The organism is Amycolatopsis pretoriensis (assembly GCF_900107925.1).
GTDB classification, from domain to species: domain Bacteria; phylum Actinomycetota; class Actinomycetes; order Mycobacteriales; family Pseudonocardiaceae; genus Amycolatopsis; species Amycolatopsis pretoriensis.
In genome coordinates this window covers 712,951-730,384 of record NZ_FNUJ01000004.1, presented here as the reverse complement: position 1 = coordinate 730,384, position 17,434 = coordinate 712,951, and the positions used below count along the sequence as shown (strand labels likewise).

Here is a 17,434-nt window from a genome sequence, read left to right as displayed (position 1 = left end):
ATCACCGGCCCGGTGTTCGTCCCGGTATTGGTGAAGGAATTCTGCTCGGGCATCGAGTTCCTCAGGTCCGGGACGCGAGCGTTCCGCCGGTGACATCGCCTTCGACCACCCCGCCGAAGACCATCGGACCGGTGTTGCTGCCGTGGATGGTCACGTTGTTCGTCGTGACGGCGGCGACCCGGCGCTCGAACGACGCCGGCGAGTACCCGGAGTCGCTGAGCACCTTGCTGATCGCCGGCACCAGCCGGCTTTCCAGCAGCTTCGTGTACCGCTCGGCGTCGACGACCTGGAAGTAGTCGCGGGCGGCATCGGCCGCGCCGAGTTCCCGCAACGTGCGCGCCGAGCCGTAGCGATCGGCGTTGAGCGTGTGCCCGTCGTGCGGCAGCGGCCGGATCACCTTGAGCGCGGCCCAGAACCGGCCCGGGCCGGTCACCGGGAGCTTCAGCCACCGGAGGAAGCCCTGCCAGACCGGTCGCCACCAGTCCGCGGTCATCGTGTCCCCGGCGCGGAACTCCTGCCGGATCGGCGGGAGCACGCACGGCGTCCACTCGATGTACAGCGTGCTCTCCTCGACGGCCGCGTGCAGGAACGCCGAGAGGACGAGCTCGCGGTTCCACGTCTCGACCTGGAAGCAGAGGTAGTACCGCGCCCACTCCCGCGGGCGGTGGTAGATCCGCTGCGCCTCCTCCGTCGGCAGGAAGTGCGCGGGCGGCTCGGAAACCCCGCGCAGGTAAGGCTTCGTGACCGGGTCGTGCACGCGGTCGATCAGGCCTTCGGCCGGGCTGAACACCATGCCTTCGACCCGCAGGTCCCGGAGGCGTTCGTCCGGGGAGAGAGCCGCGTGTCGCTGCAGTTCCTCGACCGCTTTCCCGACTTCTTCGTAGAACCGCGCGGTGGTGAGCGGCTCCTCGGCCGCCGAGCCGAGCTGTTCCAATGGCAGCGCCAGCGACCACGGGGTGACGCTGGTCCCGGCGCCGACGAAGGGATTGCGTCCCCGGTAGACGATCAGTGGCACCCGCGCGTCGGGCGATTCGCCGACGCGGCCGGCGCGGTGGCGCTCGAGACCCCGGCGGAGCCGCGGCGGGCTGAAGAGGAGCGCGAGACGGTCGGGCGACGGGCGTTCGCCACCCGGCACCCGGGCCCGGCGGCCGAAGTACCGCCTGACCGTCCGCCAGACGACAACGCGGTCCGCGATCAGGATGACCAGCATCAGCACGGCCGAAGAGCCGGAGATCACCGCCGCGTCCAGCCCGAACCAGCTGGGCAGCAGGTCGGAGGTGTCGAACGGATTGCCGCCGGAGCTGACGCGGGTGCTCCGGCTCGAGCTGCTCTGCTGCTGCAGCCAGGAGATCAGCTCGCCGAGCAACGGCAGCAGGATGGCGCCCGTGAACAGGAAGAAGACGGCCGCCAGCTTCCCGACGACGAACAACCCGGAACCGGGCCGGCCCCACCGCACCGATTTCCAGATCGGCTTGACCGACAGCAAAGCCGCCCAGCTCAGCCACGCGGCCAGGAAGGGGCTGCCCAAACCGGTCGTCACGAAAGCGAACGTCAACAGCGCCAGAGCACCGTCGCGGAACTTGCGCCGCGTCCGCGCCGCGACGACTTCGGTCAGCACCGTGGCGGTGTCCAAACCGGGCGTCAACGGCACTTGGCGCGTATCTTCGACCAGCGATTCGCGGACGACGTCGTCGGCATAACGGCGGTCGAGGTGGGCGGCCGCGGCGAGGTAGCGGGTGTTGTCGTCGAGTGGAGCCGATTCGGCTTCGGCGTGCTCGGCCGTGGCGAAACGCGTCCAGTCGGTCGACGGCTCGTGGATGGTCACGGACGGCTCCGGTCGAGCATTGTGGTCAGCAGTTCCGGCATCGGCTGCCACGCCGAGTCCAGGGCGGACACGTACACGAAATACTCCACTCCTCCGCTGCGCCAGTAGACCGCGCGCACGTGCCGCGTTCCCTGCGTCGACGACTCCCAGGTGAATTCCCAGTCGACGGCTTCGCTGCCGCGCACGTCGATCCGGTCCATCCGGACGCGGTGCAGGCCGGTGAGCCGGGTGGCCGTGTCCTTTTCGGCGGCGACGTGGGTGTCGACGAGGTCCCCGCGCGCATCACTGGCGCCGTAACGGACGTAGTGCGATTCGTCGGCCGGATCGGTCGCCTGGTACGAGCCCGGGTTCTTCGGCTCACTCGGCCAGCCCCGCGGGACGACCGTGCTGAATCCGTCGGGCGCGGTGACGGTTTCGTAGCTGTCGGCGACCGGCTCCGGCGTGGTCGAGTAAATGCCGGTGGTCGGGGTCGACGATTCGTAATCAGGCGCAACCGGATCTGTTACCGAAACCGACTGGACGGTTTGTCCTTCGCTTCCGTTCACCAGCAGCAGTACCGTTCCGACCGCCGCGCAAAGAAGGAAGTTCGCCGCACCGACAAGGGCTGCGAACCGGGTGTTGCTCGCGGACATTCCCGAGATCCTCCCCAAAACCGTGATCTGGCCGCGTCGCCGAGAGCGGAGACCGTAGCATGGTGCCCCCGACCGATGTGAACGCTCTGGAGAATCCTCGCGTGAACAGTTCCCTGAAAGATCTTTTCGCCGACTTGAAACGTCTGGAAGACGCGATTACCACGGATCCCGGCGACGAGGAAATCCGCGACCGGCTCGCCCGCGCGCTCGCGGAATCGACCGTGCGGGTGCGAAGCCTGACCCGCGACGACCGTCCGGTCATGACGACGCGGGAGCAGCGGGAGTTCTGCGCGGCCGCGGCCGACCGGATCATCGAACTCGGCGCGGGCGGCACCGCCGTCCAAGAGACGGCCCGATCGCTCCGGAAGGAGATCGAGGCGGGCGAGGAGTGGACGTGGCGCGCACGGTCTCGGCGTTCGCGCTCGCCGCGTCGGCCGCGGTGATCGGCATCATCTGGGCGATCAACGGCGGCCTCGACGGCGACATCGCCGCCGTGGCGGCGGCCAGTGTCCTCAGCAGTGCCACGCTCGTCGCCGTGACACTGCGGCACCGGTTGCGGCGTTGGCAGCTCGAAGCCGACCGGGTCGCGGCTCTCGTCTGCCGCAACGGCTTGTAGCGGAGCCGCCAAGGGGGCTCGAACCCCTGACCTTCTGTTTACAAGACAGATGCTCTACCAGCTGAGCTATAGCGGCCTGGCGCCCAAGAGCGCCGCCCCCAGTGTATCGGCCCCACCACGAGACCCCGTCAAGAGGCAAGATCACCTGCTCCAGGCCACTATGGAGCAACGTGGTCAACGCCACTGCAACGACGGACACACCCCTGTCGATGCACCCCAGGAGACGACACGACGAGGAGGTGGATCTTGAAGATCGACAGCAACGGGCACAGCACGACCAGATGGCCCCTCCTCGAACCTCCCGAACAAAAACCGCGGGTCCACCGCCCGAACCTCCTCAAGCGCCGCCCCTGGCACGTCCTCGAAGCTCCGACCGGGGAGTTCCCCGCCGTTGACGCCGAGGAGGCCATGGGGCCTCAGCTGCCCGACGAGGCCACCGTCAACTTCGTGCTCGACCTCTCCCTGCGCATCGGTGAGGTCCAGATGGCCAGCGGTGCCGGCGCTTCGGACGTCACCGCCACCATCATCGCCATCGCCGGGGCGCTCGGGCTGCCGCACTGCGAGGTGGACGTCATCTTCACCTCGATCACCGTCACCTGCCACCGCGGCAGCGACCTCTCGCCCGTCACCGCGCTGCGCGTCGTGCGGAGCCGGAGCCTCGACTACACCCGGCTCACCGAGACCGAAAAGCTCATCCGGCAGATCGTCCGCGGGAACGTCGGGGCTGAGCAAGCCCAGCAGGAGCTCGAGCGGATCACGCAGGCTTCGCACCCCTACCCGCGCTGGACCGCGACGCTCGCCTGGGGCGGGGTCGCCGCCTTCATCACCCTGCTGCTCGGTGGCGGCCTCGACATCGCGCTCGTCGCCTTCGTCATCTCCGGCGTCATCGACCGGATCGGGCGGTTCGTGAACCGCTATGGCCTGCCCTTCTTCTTCCAGCAGGTCATCGGCGGCCTGGTCGCGACGCTCTCGGCCATGGCCATCGTCAGCTTCAACGTCCTGACCACCGACAAACCGACACTCGTGGTCGCCGCCGCGGTCACCGTGCTGCTGTCGGGCCTCTCCACCGTCTCCGCCGTTCAAGACGCCATCACCGGCTACAACGTCACCGCCGCCGGACGCACCATGGAAACGGCACTGATGTCCGCCGGCCTGATCGCCGGGGTCGTGCTCGCCCTGCGGATCGCCGTCATGCTCGGCCTCCCCCGCACGCCGCTGCCGGACGTGCCGACGTCGACCGCGACGCAGCTGCCGATGGTCGTGCTCGGCGGGGCCGGCGCCGCCGCCTGCTTCGCGCTCGCCAGCTACTCCAAGATGCGCGCGATGCTGGTCGCCGCGGCCGCCGGGGGGATCGGCGCCGCCGTCTACGGGTCGCTCATGCTCGCCCGATTGGACGGGGTCAGCTCCTCCGCCATCGCCGCGACGCTCGTCGGCTTCTGCGGTGGCGTGCTCGCGCGGCGACTCGGTGTTACTCCACTGGTAGTAGCCGTGTCCGGGATCACTCCGCTGCTTCCGGGCCTCTCGACCTACCGTGGTCTGTATCAGATCGGGGTCGAGCCCAGCGGCAACATCTCGACGCTCATGACCGCCGTCGCAATCGGGCTTGCGCTGGCAGCGGGCGTGGTACTCGGGGAATGGCTCGCCCAGCCGGTGCGGACCGGCCTGGGCAGGCTCGAGCGGCGGTTCGCCGGACCACGCATGGCTGGTCCGCTCGAACCGACCGAACGAAGCTTGGAGTAACTCGGCGGTCACCGGCTGTTCATGGTTATCGCGATAGGGTTTCACTCTGGGGCCGCGACCCAGGACGCGAGGAGCAGCAGCTGTGAGTGACAAGGAGAACGGGAACCAGGCCGACTTCGTCGTAGTGGCGAACCGGCTACCGGTGGACCTCGAACGCACCACGGACGGTGAACGCCGCTGGACGGCCAGCCCCGGCGGGCTCGTCTCGGCGCTCGAGCCGTTCCTCCGGTCGCGCAAGGGCGCCTGGGTGGGCTGGCCGGGCATCCCGGACGTCGACGTCGACGAGTTCGACGACGACGGCCTCGTGCTGCACCCCGTCTCGCTGAGCGCCGACGAGGTCCGCGACTACTACGAGGGCTTCTCCAACGCCACGCTCTGGCCGCTCTACCACGACGTCGTCGAGCGCCCGGTGTTCGACCGCGCGTGGTGGAACAGCTACGTCAAGGTGAACCAGCGGTTCGCGAAGGCCAGCGCCGAGGTCGCCGCCCAGGGCGCGACCGTCTGGATCCAGGACTACCAGCTGCAGCTGGTCCCGGCGATGCTGCGCGAGCTCAGACCGGACCTGCGCATCGGCTTCTTCCTGCACATCCCGTTCCCGCCGGTCGAGCTGTTCATGCAGATGCCGTGGCGCGCCGCGATCATCCGCGGCCTCACCGGCGCCGACCTGGTCGGCTTCCACCGCCCCGGCGGGGCGCAGAACTTCCTCTGGCTGTGCCGCCAGCTGATCGGCCTCGAGTCGACGCGCGGCGCGGTCGGCGTGCGGTCGCGGCCGGGCACCATGCAGGTCGGCGACCGGACGGTCCGCGTCGGTGCCTTCCCCATCTCCATCGACGCCGCCGGCCTCGACACGCTCTCCCGCACCAAGGGTGTCCAGGAGCGTGCCGCGCAGCTGCGCCGCGACCTCGGCAACCCGAAGACGGTCCTGCTCGGCGTCGACCGCCTCGACTACACCAAGGGCATCGACCTGCGGCTGCAGGCGCTGCACGAGCTGCTGCACGAGGGCCGGCTGCAGCCGGACGACGTCACGTTCGTGCAGCTCGCGACCCCCAGCCGCGAGCGCGTCGAGCACTACCAGCGGATGCGCGGCGAGATCGAGCAGATGGTCGGCCGGATCAACGGCGAGTTCTCCCGCGTCGGCCACCCGGTCGTCCACTACCTGCACCAATCGGTCGACCGCACCGAGCTGGCCGCCTTCTTCACGGCCGCGGACGTCATGGTTGTGACGCCCCTGCGTGACGGGATGAACCTCGTCTGCAAGGAGTACGTCGCCGCGCGGCACGACCTCGGCGGCGCGCTGGTGCTGTCCGAGTTCGCCGGTGCGGCCGCCGAGCTCTCTAGCGCATTCCTCGTCAACCCCCACGACCTGGACGGGGTGAAGGACGCTTTAGTAGCTGCCATTACGCTCGACCCGGCCGAGGGCCGTCGCCGGATGCGCGCCATGCGTCGCCAGGTCCTCACGCACGATGTCGATCGTTGGGCGCGCTCTTTCCTACAGGCTTTGGGTGCCGAAGCGGTCGACTGACCCGAACGACCACGCACGAGCTCCTGAGGAGGAGTGTTGACTGCCGAGGCCCTGCCCGCCGAGCTGCGGCGTGCGATCGTCCAGATCGCCCGCACGCCGCGTCTGCTGGTCGCTTGCGACTACGACGGCACGCTGGCACCCATCACCCTCAACCCGGACGAGGCCCGTCCGCTGCCCGAGTCCGTGGGCGCCCTCAGATCACTCGCCGGTCTCCACGAGACCACCACGGCGGTCATCTCGGGCCGCGCCCTGCGTGACCTGGCGACGCTCTCCCGGCTGCCGTCGGAGGTCAACCTCGTCGGCAGCCACGGCTCGGAGTTCGACATCGGCTTCATCCACGCCCTCGACGAGAAGGCGCGCGAGCTGCACCGGCGGCTGGAGGCCGAGCTGGAGCAGCTCGTGCTGGACGTCCCGGGCGTGTCGCTGGAGGTCAAGCCGGCCAGCATCGCGGTGCACGTGCGCCGCGCCGAGCACGAGGCCGGGCGCCGCGTGCTCGCGGCCGTCCACAACGGACCGTCCACATGGGAGGGTGTGTCGACCACCGACGGCAAGGAGGTGGTCGAGCTCGCGGTCGTCCAGACGGACAAGGGACGCGCGCTCGACATCCTGCGCCACCAGGTCGGTGCCACCGCGGCGATCTTCCTCGGCGACGACGTCACCGACGAGAAGGCCTTCGCCCGCCTGTCCGGCCCGGACCTGGGCATCAAGGTCGGCGACGGCGAGACGCTCGCCGGCTACCACGTTCCGGACACCGTGGACGTCGCCCTGGTGCTCGCGTTCATGCTGGAAGAGCGGCGCAACTGGCTCTACGGCGAGTCCGCGCCGCCGATCGAACGCCTGTCGATGCTGGCCAACGAGCGCTCGGTCGCGCTGCTGACGCCGGACGCGAAGCTGACCTGGCTCTGCCACCCGGGCCCGGACGCCCCCGCGGTGTTCGCCGACCTGCTCGGCGGCGAGGGGGCCGGCCACTTCTCCATCAAGCCGCACCGCAACGGCCTGCCGCTCGGCCAGCGCTACCTGCCGAACACGATGACGGTCGAGACGCGCTGGTCGCGCCTGCTCGTCACCGACTACCTCGAGCCGGAGAGCCCGCAGCACCGGACCGACCTGGTCCGCGTGATCTCGGGTGAGGCGGTCGCGAGCGTCAAGTTCGCGCCGCGTCCCGAGTTCGGCGGCGTGCCGGTGAAGCTGGAGATCGTCGAAGGCGGCGTGCGGGTCCTCGGTACGTCGGAACCGTTCGTGCTGTACTCGCCGGGCGTCGAGTGGACCATCACCTCCGACGGCCTGCACGACACCGCGAGCGCGCTGGTCCAGCCGACGCCGACCCAGCCGGTCGTGCTGGAGCTGCGCTGCGGCACCACCGACCTCGGCCCGCACGAACTGTCCGAAGTGGAGCGACGCGACCGCGCCGGCCGCTACTGGAGCGAGTGGACGTCGAAGCTGCGGCTCCCGACGGTCCAGACCGACCTGGTGCTGCGCTCGGCGCTGACCCTGCGCGGCCTGGTCAACACCGACACCGGCGGCGTGCTCGCCGCGGCGACGTCGTCGCTGCCGGAGGAGATCGGCGGCGTCCGCAACTGGGACTACCGCTACTGCTGGATCCGCGACGCCGCGATGACCGTGCGGGAGCTCGTGCACCTGGGCTCGATCGAGGAGGCCGAGGGCTACCTGCGGTGGCTGCACGGCGTGCTCGCGACGCTGGCCGGCCCGGAGCGGCTGCACCCGCTGTACACCTTGGCGGGCAGCGTGATCGGCGCCGAAGCGGTCATCGAGTCGCTGCCCGGTTATGCCGGTTCTCGCCCGGTTCGCGTCGGAAACCTCGCGAACCACCAGGTGCAGCTGGACGTTTTCGGCCCGGTTGTCGAGCTGGTCGGCACGCTGGCCGCGGCGCGCAGCGACCTGCGTGACGAGGACTGGCAGCTGGTCCGCGCGATGGCGGAAGCCGTGACGCGGCGCTGGAACGAGCCCGACCACGGGATCTGGGAGGAGCGGCACGTGCCGCGCCACCGGGTCTACTCGCGGGTGATGTGCTGGGTGACCATCGACCGCGCGATCAAGCTCGGCGAGCAGTACGGCCGGGAAATCCCGGGCAACTGGCAGGGATTGCGCGAGGAGATCAAGCACGATGTCCTCACGCACGGCTGGAACGACGAGGTCCAGGCCTTCACCACGGCTTATGACGGCACGGACCTCGACGCCGCCTCGCTGTTCGTCGGGCTCACCGGCCTGATCGACCCGGCCGACGAGCGGTTCCAGCAGACGGTCACCGCGATCGAGGCGGAGCTGCGCAGTGGGTCCACTGTGTACCGTTACCGCCGCGACGACGGCCTTCCCGGTGGTGAGGGCGGGTTCCACATCTGCGCGGCGTGGCTGATCGAGGCGTACCTGCTCACCGGGCGGCGCACCGAGGCCCAGGAGCTGTTCGACCAGATCGTCGCGGCCGCCGGCCCGACGGGCCTGCTGCCCGAGCAGTACGACCCCATCGCCGAACGGTCCCTCGGCAATCATCCGCAGGCCTATTCGCACATCGGGCTGATCCGGTGCGCCAACTTGCTGGCGGCCCGCTAGCCCTTTCGGTCTGAATCGTCGTGAAGGCCACCATGAGGAAGCACAAGTTCCTTATGGTGGCCTTCACGGCGTTCGGAGGTGAGGTCGGTGCAGGGAACCTTCGGTCAGGTCGAGTTCATGCCCCTGCCACCCCGGTTCGCCGAGCGGGTGCGCGCGGGCTCGGTGGTCGTCGGGTGCTCGATGATCGCCGCGATGGTGGCGCTGGTCGGCCTCACGACGTTCCTGGAGAGCCTCGCCCACGGGCACCCCTTCCCGGATTCGCTGGTCGAGAAGGGCGCGGTGGTGCTGCCGCCGGCGGGCGTGCTGGCGATCGCGGTGCTGGTGCTGACGTCAAGGCGCTGCCTGCGCGGCGACTACCTGGTGGTCGCGACGGCGACGGCGGCGCGCACCGCGTTGTTGTTCACGTACGTGCTGACGCTCGTGCTGATTCTCGGGCTCTTCGCGGTTCCGATCGTGTTCCGGCTGCGGCCGGACCTGCTGACGACGCTGGCGACGTTCGCGTTCGCCACGTTGGGTTACGTGGCCGGGATGTTCTTCGTGCGGCCGTCGGTGCAGACGCTGCGGAAGTTCAGCGATCACCCGATGTGGTGAGGAAGGCCGACCAGGCGGCGGCGCTCAGGTGCAGTTCGCCGGCCGGGGCTTTGGAGTCCCGCACGGCGACGGGTGCACCGAACGCCACCTCGACACAGTTGCTGTTGTTGCCGCTGGTGCTGTAGCTGCTCTTCAGCCACGCCACCTCGACACAGTTGCTGCCCTCACCGTCGCCGCTATAGCTGCTCTTGAACCACCGTGCGTCCACAGTGGACATAATCAGCCTCCCGCGCAGAGCCGCTCGATCAGCGCGACCGAATCCTCCTCGTCGAGAGCCCGGTCCGCAAAATCCTTCAGAGCCAGCCTAGCAGCGGATACCTCGTCCTTTTTCTCGATGTGAACGGACCCGATGATGTGCTCGACGTAAGCGATGTCCGGCTCCTCGGGATCTTCGAAGCCCGCAACGGTCACGCTGCCGAACTGCCCGGGGTAGGCACCGACCTCCTCAGCCACCACCTGGACCGTGACATTCGGCAAGACGGCCCGCTCGATGATGTTCCGCAGCTGCTCCTGGCGCGCCTTCCCGTAGAGGATCGGCCGCCGCAGGGTGCTCTCGTCGATGATCGCGTGATAGGTGAGGAGCGGCTCCTCGGTCAGCCGCAACTGGCGCCGCAGGCGCACGGCCACCTGGTTCTCCAGGACCTTCGGCTTCATCGGCACCCGCGCCGCCACGAAGACCTCGCGCATGTAGGCCTCCGTCTGCAGCAGTCCGGGGATGTAGCCGAACTGGAACTCCTGCACCTTGCTCGCCTCGGCTTCGATGGGCAGGAAGCCGCGATTACCCACCCCATAGTGGTGCCACCAGCCCTTCTCCTTCGCCCGGTCGTAGGCGGAGATGTACTCGTCCCAGTCGGAGACGATCACGCCATAACGATCGAGGAGCGCGCGAAAGTCGTGATAGGGCGGCAGGTACCCCATCTCGATGCGCGACATCTTGCTCGTCGACATGCGCAGCGGCGCGCCGGCTTCGTCCTGCGTCATGCCGAGCCGTTCGCGCATGCGCTTCAGCTGACGCCCCATCTGCCGCGCGGGCAGGTTCGGCTCACCCACGGCTGACCCCTCGGAACCACATGGACACGGATAGTAAGACCCGGGTCCGACAATCTGGGATTCCCGCGTACACAGATTTCTTTGCACAACTTTCTTTGCACGGCTACAGTCGTGTCATGACCAGCGCTCCACCACCGGAAGAACTGGACCCGGACGTCCTGAAGGCCGTCACGCACCCGTTGCGCCGCCGGATACTCGGCGTGTTGTCCGCGGGCCCGGCGACAGCCACGAAGCTCGCCCAGACGCTCGGCGAGAACACCGGCGCGACCAGCTACCACCTGCGGGAGCTGGCGCGGTTCGGGTTCGTCGAGGACGTCCCGGAACTGGCCAAGGGCAAGGAACGGTGGTGGCGGACGCGGCCGCGGGACATCCGGTGGCCGCGCCGCAGTTCGCAGAGCGCCGAATCCCGCGTGCTGTTCGACGACATGCAGCGCCAGGGGTTCGAGGACGACCTCGAAAAGCTGAACCGGTTCGCGGAATCGCGCGAGGAGCTACCCGGCGACTGGCCGGACGCGCTGCTCTACGCCCGCGGCGGCACGTGGCTCACCGCGGAGGAACTGAAGCAGTTCTGGGACGACTACATGGAGCTGTTCCGCCGGTACTGGCGGCCCGAGGACGACCGGTCACCGGAAGCGCGGCGCGTGCTCGTGCGCCTGCTCGCGTTCCCGGACCCAGGGGAAAAAACATGACAGGGGATCTCACATGCGAAGAGGGGCTCTACTACTGGCCGGGGTGATCCTGGCTCTTTCAGCTCCGCCGGCTTCGGCCGCGGACAGTTCGGACGTGACTTTCACGAACGGCGGAGTGACGTTGCACGGCAGCGTCGTCGCACCACCGGGGGGCACGAAACTACCGGGCCTGGTGATGATTCACGGCTCGGGGGAACACAGCCGTGAGGACTACCGCGACCAGGCGGAAGTCTTTGCGCGGCAAGGAATCGCGACGCTCATCTACGACAAGCGGACCGAGGGGTATTCGCAGTTCTCGCGGTCGTATTCGACACTGGCGGACGACGCGCTGGCGGCCGTCGAGGCGTTGCGGAAGCGGCCGGAGGTGGACCCGTCGCGGGTCGGCGTCTGGGGGTTGAGCGAAGGTGGCTGGGTGGCACCTCTTGCCGCTTCCCGTTCCGCCAACGTGGCTTTCGTGGTGACGCTGGGGGCGAACGGGGTGGAACCGTCGCGGCAACAGGCGTGGGCGATCGAAAACCAGCTGCGGCGCTTGGGGATGGACGGCTCGATGGTGCGGATGGCGTCGTCGACGATGATGCGCCAGCTGGTCGGCGGCGGCGTGTTCCCGGAGGCGTACTACGACCCGGTGCCGGTGCTGAAGAGCCTGCGTCAGCCGGTACTCGGGCTGTGGGGCGCGAAGGACATCCTGACACCGCCAGGAGAAGCCGTCCGGATCTTCCAGGAGTCGTTGGCACACTACACGTTGCGGGTGTTCCCGGACGCGCAGCACCAGCTGCGTCGCACGACGGACGGCTACGACAAGCTGCCCGGTTACGCGCCGGGCTACCTGGAACTGGTGGGCACGTGGGTGCACGACCTACCTGCTGCGTCTTCGGCTGACGCACCGCCCGCGCAGGACCGGCCGAGCGGCTCCGTGACTCCGCTCGCCTGGTACGAGTCGACGTGGCTCCAGCTGGCAGTGCTGGTGTTCCTGCTGGTGGCGTTCGGCTTCAGCCTGCGTCGCGGCACGCGCTGGCTGGGCGTGACCGGGCTGCTGGCGGTGGTCGGGTTCCTGGTCGTCGACGTGCTGATCCAGACGACGATGGGCAAGGGACTGGGCCCGGTCGTGCTGGGCAGGCCGTTGCCGTGGCTCGTGTTGCAGCTGCTGGCGCTGGGCGCGGTGGCCGCCACCATCGGCACGGCGGTGGCGTGGTGGCGGCACCGGACCCCGCGGCTCGGCGTGGCTCTGGCCGGCGGTGTGGTGTTCATCCCCTGGGCTCTGTATTGGGGGCTTTTGGGGATCTAGGCGGAGTAGCCCTTCGGCGGGATCAGCGTCGCGAGCTGGTTGAAGCTGAGCCAGTAGATCTGGTTCCCGCCGAAGCTCGCCGGGTCCGCGATCTTGACGGTCATGTCCGAGCTGTCGTAGCCGATGATCGTGAAGTAGTGGTAGATGGTGTAGTTCGGGTAGCCGGGCGGGTGGTTGTTCGCGGGCGCGACGATGTTGGCGACGATGGCGTAGCCGTTGTTGATGTCGAGGGTGATGTCCCGCCAGAGCAGGTCGCGCTGGGCCTGCGTGGGCGGGTCGTTCGGCATTTCCTTGGTCTCGTACCAGGAGGTGCCGAGGTCTTGGTTCAGGACGCCGGTGACCTGCCCGACCCAGTCGGTGCCGTTGGTGGTGGTCCCGAGCTGCGCGGCGAGGGTGCCCTGGCTGGGCAGGTTCCCGGTCCGCGCGGACATGGCGATCCGCGTGGCGGCGGGCCCGCACCAATAGCCGGTCTGCTGCACTTGGTACTGGATGTTCAGAACGGCTTCGGTGGTGGCTTGGGCAACGGCGGGCAGGCCGACGAGCCCAAGGGTGGCAACGAGCGCGACGAAGCCCGCGCGGAATCTACGCATGGCGATCCTTCCCCAGGTGTGGCGCTAATGAGTTGGCGCCTCACGAGGATGATCGGGGTCCGGGGCGGTCGTGTCTCTCACCCCGCCCCGGATGGATCACGCCGAAAGGTGGTCTTTGACCTGTTTCAACCAGTCGAGGCAGGTCATGCCGTCCCGGGCGGGGTCGTAGCCGGCCCCGCCCTCGACGAGCCAGATCCGGTGCGCGACGACGTCGTCCATGCCGGCGGCGAAGAGGGCATCAAGCTCGGCGACGATGGCTTGTTTCTCGTCGTCGAGGCCCTCGTAGATGTCATCGATGAGGCCGAGCGGCGTGTCGGCGACCAAGTCGTGGTCCTGGTGGAACTGCTCGGCGAGCTCGAGGAGCACGTCGAAGGAAGGCGTCGCCTCCACCGGGAGCGCACTGGTCCTGGCCTGCACCTCCCGGGCGAAGGGCCGTAGCGCGACCTGCCGCAGTTCGACGAGCTCGGCCATGGCGGCCGCTGTCGGCAGTGCACTTCACGATCATCGGACCACGCCCGCAAGGTGGTCCCGGACCTGCTTGAGCCACTCGAGACAGGTCACCCCATCCCGCGCCGGGTCGTACATCGACCAGCCTTCGACGATCCAGATCCGGTGCGCGACAACCTCGTCCATCCCCGCGGCGAACAAGGCATCGAGCTCGGCCACGACGGCCCGGACTTCTTCCGCCCGGCCCACGGCATAGGCGTCGACGACACCGAGGACCGTGTCGGCGACCAGGTCGTAGTCCTGGTGAAAGTGCGCGGCCAAGTCGACGAGCGTGGCGAACGGAGACGTCGCCTCGACCGGCAGTGCGCTGGTCCGGGCCTGCACCCGCCGGGCGAAGGGCCGCAGGGCGTCCTGCCGCAGCTCGACCAGCTCGGCCATGACGGTCTCCGAAGCAGCCAGTTCGGGGTAACCGAGGACGAACTCGTACCCGTCACCGCGCCCGGCGCGCCAGTCGGCCGGCACCGCGCTGTCGAGGACCTCGAACACGCTCGTCGCGTACCACTCCGGGTAGCGGTCGTCGTTGCGGACGAGGAACGCCGGTCCCTTCTCGAACAGCGCGAACCCGTAGACCTCGTACTCCCGCCCCCTGGCCAGCCGGAACTCGGGCGGCCGGACGTAGGTCAAACCATAGGCGGGCGCCACCCGCTGACCGCCGCTGTCGGCAGTGCACTTCACGATCATCGAAATCCCCCCAAGTCCACCGTGAACGCTATCGTCCCCTGCGGGCAACTGGGGGCATGCAGGTGATCCACGAGGGATCGGAGATCTGGGGGCACGACCGCCCGAACCTGGGCGGAAGCGAGCCCGGGCCGGCGTTCGGGCGGCTCTTCGACGCCCATGCCGCCGCTCTCCGGCGCTACCTCGCCCGGCGCGTCGGGCCCGAACCCGCCAACGATCTCGTCGCCGAGACCTTCCTCGTCGCGCTCAAGCGGCGGGAGAGCTACCAGCCCGAACTCGGCACCGCGCGCTCGTGGCTCTACGGCATCGCCACCAACCTGCTGCGCCACCACGTGCGGTCCGAACTGCGCGGGCTGCAGGCCACCGCGCGGCTCGCCCGGGCCGGCGAGCACACCCACGCCGCGCACGACGCCCGCGTCGCCGAGCGGGTCGATGCCCAGGTGCGCGCCGCGCAGCTCGCCGGGGCGCTGGCCAAGCTCAGCCCCGCCGACCGCGACACGCTACTGCTCGTCTCCTGGGCCGGGCTCGAACCGGTCGAGGTCGCCGAAGCGCTCGGCATCCCGCCCGGTACCGTCCGGTCCCGGCTGCACCGGATCAGACGCTGGCTCAGGACGAACGCCCCGGCTCAAGAGGAGGTGCAGGACCTTGCGTGAAGACAACGTCCGGAAGATCTGGTCCGACGCCGAACTCGACGCGGCCCTCGCCGACCTGCACGACGACGTCGACGAAGACGACAACCTCGCCTTCGCCCGCGCGTCGCTCATGGCCGCGGCCGGCACCGCCGAAGAAGCGCAGCCCCGGCCGCGCCGGCGCGGGACCTGGCGGTGGATCACGGTGGCCGCGGCCGTCGTCACGCTGGTCGGCGGGCTCGGGATCGTCGTTTCGCTGCGGCCGCCGGCGCCCGAGCCGGCCCGCCCGGCCACGTCGCTCGCCTACCTGGACCGCCCGCTGGCACCGGGCGAGTTCCACTACGCGCAACGGCTCACCTGGGTGCCGGAGATCGTGCTCGGCAAGCCGGTCAACGTCCAGCGCAAGGTGGAGCTGTGGATCCCCGCCGACCCGAAGGGGACATGGCACCGCCGCACGATGTGGACGGGCGCGATCGACGGCCTGCCGCCGGGCGAGCGCGCGGACGTGAACCGCGCCCCGAAGGACGAGTACGGCCCGGCCGGCGTGTTCCCCGGCGAACCCCGTATGACCGGCATGACCCAGCCCGGGTGGAACACCCCGCTGACGAACTGGCTGTCCCCCGACGCCGACCTGGTGGCATCGCTGAGCGCGGACCCGGCGAAGCTGGTCAAGCGCCTGCTGTTCGACACCATCGACGTCACCGAAGACGGCCGCGCGCACACCGCCAACGAGGCCCTCACGATGGTGCGGATGGTGCTGGAGCTGGGCCTGGCCCCGAAGCCGGTCCGCGAGGGCCTGCGCGACGCCCTCAGCGGGATCGCCATGGGGTTCGCGGTCCCCGGCCAGGCGCCGGACGGCCGCCCGGCCACGGTGGTCGGCGAGAAGGACACGGGCCAGCGCCTGTACTTCGACCCGGCGACAGCCCAGCTGCTGGCTTGGGACTTCCCCCCGGGCACCCCGGTGACGACGACCACCCGCCCGGACGTACCGCTGAGCGTGCCCGTGGGACCACCGAGTTCGGTGGGTCCGCCGGCCACGACCACCGAGAACAACGTGCCGTTCGCGCCGCAGGCCCCCCGGGCCCCGGCGACGCTGTACTTCTTCGCCATCACCGGGACCTCGGGGTGATCAGCGGGCGTGACTGGCCGCGTTCAACGCGTCTGCGACGTTCGCCACCTCCAACACGCGGATTCCCGCCGGCGGCTTCCCGGAGTCCGGCGGGACCAGGGCGTGCGTGAAGCCGAGTCGCGCGGCCTCGGCCAGCCGGCGACCGACGCTCGGCACCCGGCGGATCTCGCCGGCCAGGCCGACCTCGCCCACGGACACCAGCCGGGGCGACAAAGCGACGTCTTCGAAGCTCGACGTCAGCGCCAGCACCAGCGCGAGGTCGATCCCGGGCTCGGTGATCTTCATGCCGCCGACGGTGGCGGTGTAGACGTCCTTGTCGCCGAGCTTCAGCCCGCCGCGCTTCTCGAGGACGGCCAGGACCATCGCCACGCGCGCGGAGTCCAGCCCGCTCACCGCGCGCCGCGGCTGCGGTGCCGACGTCGACGACACCAGCGCCTGGACCTCGCCCAGCAGCGGCCGCTTGCCTTCCAGGGAGACGGTGATCGCCGTACCGGGAACCGGTTCCGCCGTGCGGCTGATGAACAGGCCGGACGGGTCCGGCACGCCGACGATGCCTTCTTCCTGCAGCTCGAAGCAGCCGATCTCGTCGGCCGCGCCGAAGCGGTTCTTGATGCCGCGGACCATCCGCAGCGTCGAGTGCTTGTCGCCCTCGAACTGCAGCACGACGTCCACCAGGTGTTCGAGCACGCGCGGGCCGGCCACCGAGCCGTCTTTCGTGACGTGCCCCACCAGGACCACGGGCAGCCCGCGCTCCTTGGCGAGCGCGACGAGCCCGGACGTCACCGCGCGGACCTGCGTGACGCCACCCGGCGAGCCGTCGACCTGCGGTGATGCCATCGTCTGCACCGAGTCGACGATCAGCACGCCCGGTTTGACGTCGTCGACGTGGCCGAGGATGGCGGAGAGGTCGCTCTCGGCGGCGAGGTACATGCGGTCGTGGACGTTGCCCGTTCGCTCAGCGCGCAACCGGACCTGGCCCGCGGACTCCTCGCCGGTTACGTACAGGGACCTGTCGACGGTCTTCGCCCATTGGTAAGCGACTTCGAGCAGCAGGGTCGACTTGCCGACACCGGGCTCACCGGCGAGCAGCACCACAGCGCCCGGTACGAGACCCCCGCCGAGTACGCGGTCGAGCTCGGAAACGCCGGTGTGCTTCGCGCGCGCGGCTTCGACGTCGACCTCGCCGATCGGCCGCGCGGGCGCGCTGGGCGCCCCGGCGGCGACGCGCTGGATGGCCGGCTTGACCGGCGCCCCGCGTTCCTCGAAGGAGCCCCATTCCTGGCACTCCGGACACCGGCCCAGCCACTTGGCCGCTTCGTACCCGCAGCTCCCGCAGCGGTAGGTGGTCCCTTTCTTCACCCCGCGAGGCTATCGGCGACCACC

General features: G+C 69.5%; 18 protein-coding genes and 1 tRNA gene. 10 read left to right on the top strand and 9 right to left on the bottom strand.

Annotated elements, in window-relative coordinates; genetic code table 11:
- Nucleotides 1-61 precede the first annotated feature (61 nt).
- Both BLV96_RS21090 and BLV96_RS21085 read right to left on the bottom strand, forming a co-directional pair.
- Entirely contained in the window at nucleotides 62-1,825 is a 1,764-nt protein-coding gene (locus tag BLV96_RS21090; RefSeq protein WP_086674513.1) for a hypothetical protein, read from the bottom strand.
- On the bottom strand, nucleotides 1,822-2,457 hold the full coding sequence (locus BLV96_RS21085; protein WP_086674512.1) for a hypothetical protein: 636 nt from the start codon (nucleotides 2,455-2,457) through the stop codon (nucleotides 1,822-1,824). The genes BLV96_RS21090 and BLV96_RS21085 overlap by 4 nt, the downstream gene beginning before the upstream one ends.
- Nucleotides 2,458-2,516: 59 nt before the next feature.
- Between BLV96_RS21085 and BLV96_RS21080 the strand changes: the two genes are divergently transcribed.
- Together BLV96_RS21080 and BLV96_RS21075 are read left to right on the top strand one after the other, a co-directional pair.
- A complete protein-coding gene (locus BLV96_RS21080; RefSeq protein ID WP_143051003.1) occupies nucleotides 2,517-2,900 on the top strand; it encodes a hypothetical protein in 384 nt (127 codons plus the stop codon).
- Entirely contained in the window at nucleotides 2,852-3,073 is a 222-nt protein-coding gene (locus BLV96_RS21075; protein WP_086674510.1) for a hypothetical protein, read from the top strand. Before BLV96_RS21080 ends, BLV96_RS21075 begins: the two co-directional genes overlap by 49 nt.
- Nucleotides 3,074-3,076: 3 nt before the next feature.
- Here the strand turns inward: BLV96_RS21075 and BLV96_RS21070 are convergent.
- Nucleotides 3,077-3,149: transfer RNA gene (locus BLV96_RS21070), tRNA-Thr, on the bottom strand.
- 170 nt (nucleotides 3,150-3,319) lie between these two features.
- Here BLV96_RS21070 and BLV96_RS21065 point away from each other — a divergent pair.
- The 4 genes from BLV96_RS21065 to BLV96_RS21050 all read left to right on the top strand — a co-directional run bounded on the left by BLV96_RS21065 (nucleotide 3,320) and on the right by BLV96_RS21050 (nucleotide 9,494).
- A complete protein-coding gene (locus tag BLV96_RS21065) occupies nucleotides 3,320-4,813 on the top strand; it encodes a threonine/serine exporter family protein (RefSeq protein WP_086674509.1) in 1,494 nt (497 codons plus the stop codon).
- An 82-nt stretch (nucleotides 4,814-4,895) separates the two neighbouring features.
- Nucleotides 4,896-6,335 (top strand): alpha,alpha-trehalose-phosphate synthase (UDP-forming), encoded by a 1,440-nt coding sequence (locus BLV96_RS21060; protein ID WP_086674508.1) that lies wholly within the window; start codon nucleotides 4,896-4,898, stop codon nucleotides 6,333-6,335.
- 36 nt (nucleotides 6,336-6,371) lie between these two features.
- The gene (otsB, locus tag BLV96_RS21055) at nucleotides 6,372-8,903 is read left to right on the top strand and encodes a trehalose-phosphatase (RefSeq protein WP_167379664.1); all 2,532 of its coding nucleotides are present in this window, start codon (nucleotides 6,372-6,374) and stop codon (nucleotides 8,901-8,903) included.
- An 87-nt stretch (nucleotides 8,904-8,990) separates the two neighbouring features.
- Nucleotides 8,991-9,494: a hypothetical protein gene (locus tag BLV96_RS21050; RefSeq protein WP_086674506.1), complete on the top strand. Its 504-nt coding sequence runs from the start codon at nucleotides 8,991-8,993 to the stop codon at nucleotides 9,492-9,494.
- Here BLV96_RS21050 and BLV96_RS21045 read toward each other — a convergent pair.
- Nucleotides 9,472-9,702, bottom strand: a complete 231-nt coding sequence (locus BLV96_RS21045; protein ID WP_425266187.1) for a DUF397 domain-containing protein — start codon at nucleotides 9,700-9,702, stop codon at nucleotides 9,472-9,474. The genes BLV96_RS21050 and BLV96_RS21045 overlap by 23 nt on opposite strands.
- A gap of 11 nt (nucleotides 9,703-9,713) precedes the next feature.
- Nucleotides 9,714-10,544 (bottom strand): helix-turn-helix domain-containing protein, encoded by an 831-nt coding sequence (locus BLV96_RS21040; protein ID WP_244180355.1) that lies wholly within the window; start codon nucleotides 10,542-10,544, stop codon nucleotides 9,714-9,716.
- A 116-nt stretch (nucleotides 10,545-10,660) separates the two neighbouring features.
- Here BLV96_RS21040 and BLV96_RS21035 point away from each other — a divergent pair, with 116 nt between their 5' ends.
- Both BLV96_RS21035 and BLV96_RS21030 read left to right on the top strand, forming a co-directional pair.
- Complete coding sequence (locus tag BLV96_RS21035; protein ID WP_086674503.1) at nucleotides 10,661-11,233, top strand: ArsR/SmtB family transcription factor; 573 nt, start codon at nucleotides 10,661-10,663, stop codon at nucleotides 11,231-11,233.
- A 43-nt stretch (nucleotides 11,234-11,276) separates the two neighbouring features.
- Nucleotides 11,277-12,518 (top strand): alpha/beta hydrolase family protein, encoded by a 1,242-nt coding sequence (locus BLV96_RS21030; protein ID WP_086674502.1) that lies wholly within the window; start codon nucleotides 11,277-11,279, stop codon nucleotides 12,516-12,518.
- On the opposite strand, the gene BLV96_RS21025 is transcribed toward BLV96_RS21030, so the two are convergent.
- From BLV96_RS21025 to BLV96_RS21015, 3 genes are all read right to left on the bottom strand, one after another.
- On the bottom strand, nucleotides 12,515-13,108 hold the full coding sequence (locus tag BLV96_RS21025; RefSeq protein ID WP_086674501.1) for a C39 family peptidase: 594 nt from the start codon (nucleotides 13,106-13,108) through the stop codon (nucleotides 12,515-12,517). The genes BLV96_RS21030 and BLV96_RS21025 overlap by 4 nt on opposite strands.
- A 96-nt stretch (nucleotides 13,109-13,204) precedes the next feature.
- Complete coding sequence (locus BLV96_RS21020; RefSeq protein WP_086674500.1) at nucleotides 13,205-13,579, bottom strand: contact-dependent growth inhibition system immunity protein; 375 nt, start codon at nucleotides 13,577-13,579, stop codon at nucleotides 13,205-13,207.
- Between the two features lie 30 nt (nucleotides 13,580-13,609).
- A complete protein-coding gene (locus BLV96_RS21015; RefSeq protein ID WP_086674499.1) occupies nucleotides 13,610-14,296 on the bottom strand; it encodes a contact-dependent growth inhibition system immunity protein in 687 nt (228 codons plus the stop codon).
- Nucleotides 14,297-14,352: 56 nt separating this feature from the next.
- Between BLV96_RS21015 and BLV96_RS21010 the strand changes: the two genes are divergently transcribed.
- Entirely contained in the window at nucleotides 14,353-14,946 is a 594-nt protein-coding gene (locus BLV96_RS21010; protein ID WP_086674498.1) for an RNA polymerase sigma factor, read from the top strand.
- The gene (locus tag BLV96_RS21005; RefSeq protein WP_086674497.1) at nucleotides 14,939-16,051 is read left to right on the top strand and encodes a hypothetical protein; all 1,113 of its coding nucleotides are present in this window, start codon (nucleotides 14,939-14,941) and stop codon (nucleotides 16,049-16,051) included. Before BLV96_RS21010 ends, BLV96_RS21005 begins: the two co-directional genes overlap by 8 nt.
- Here BLV96_RS21005 and radA read toward each other — a convergent pair whose 3' ends face one another.
- Nucleotides 16,052-17,410: a DNA repair protein RadA gene (gene radA / locus BLV96_RS21000; RefSeq protein WP_086674496.1), complete on the bottom strand. Its 1,359-nt coding sequence runs from the start codon at nucleotides 17,408-17,410 to the stop codon at nucleotides 16,052-16,054.
- Nucleotides 17,411-17,434: the final 24 nt, after the last annotated feature.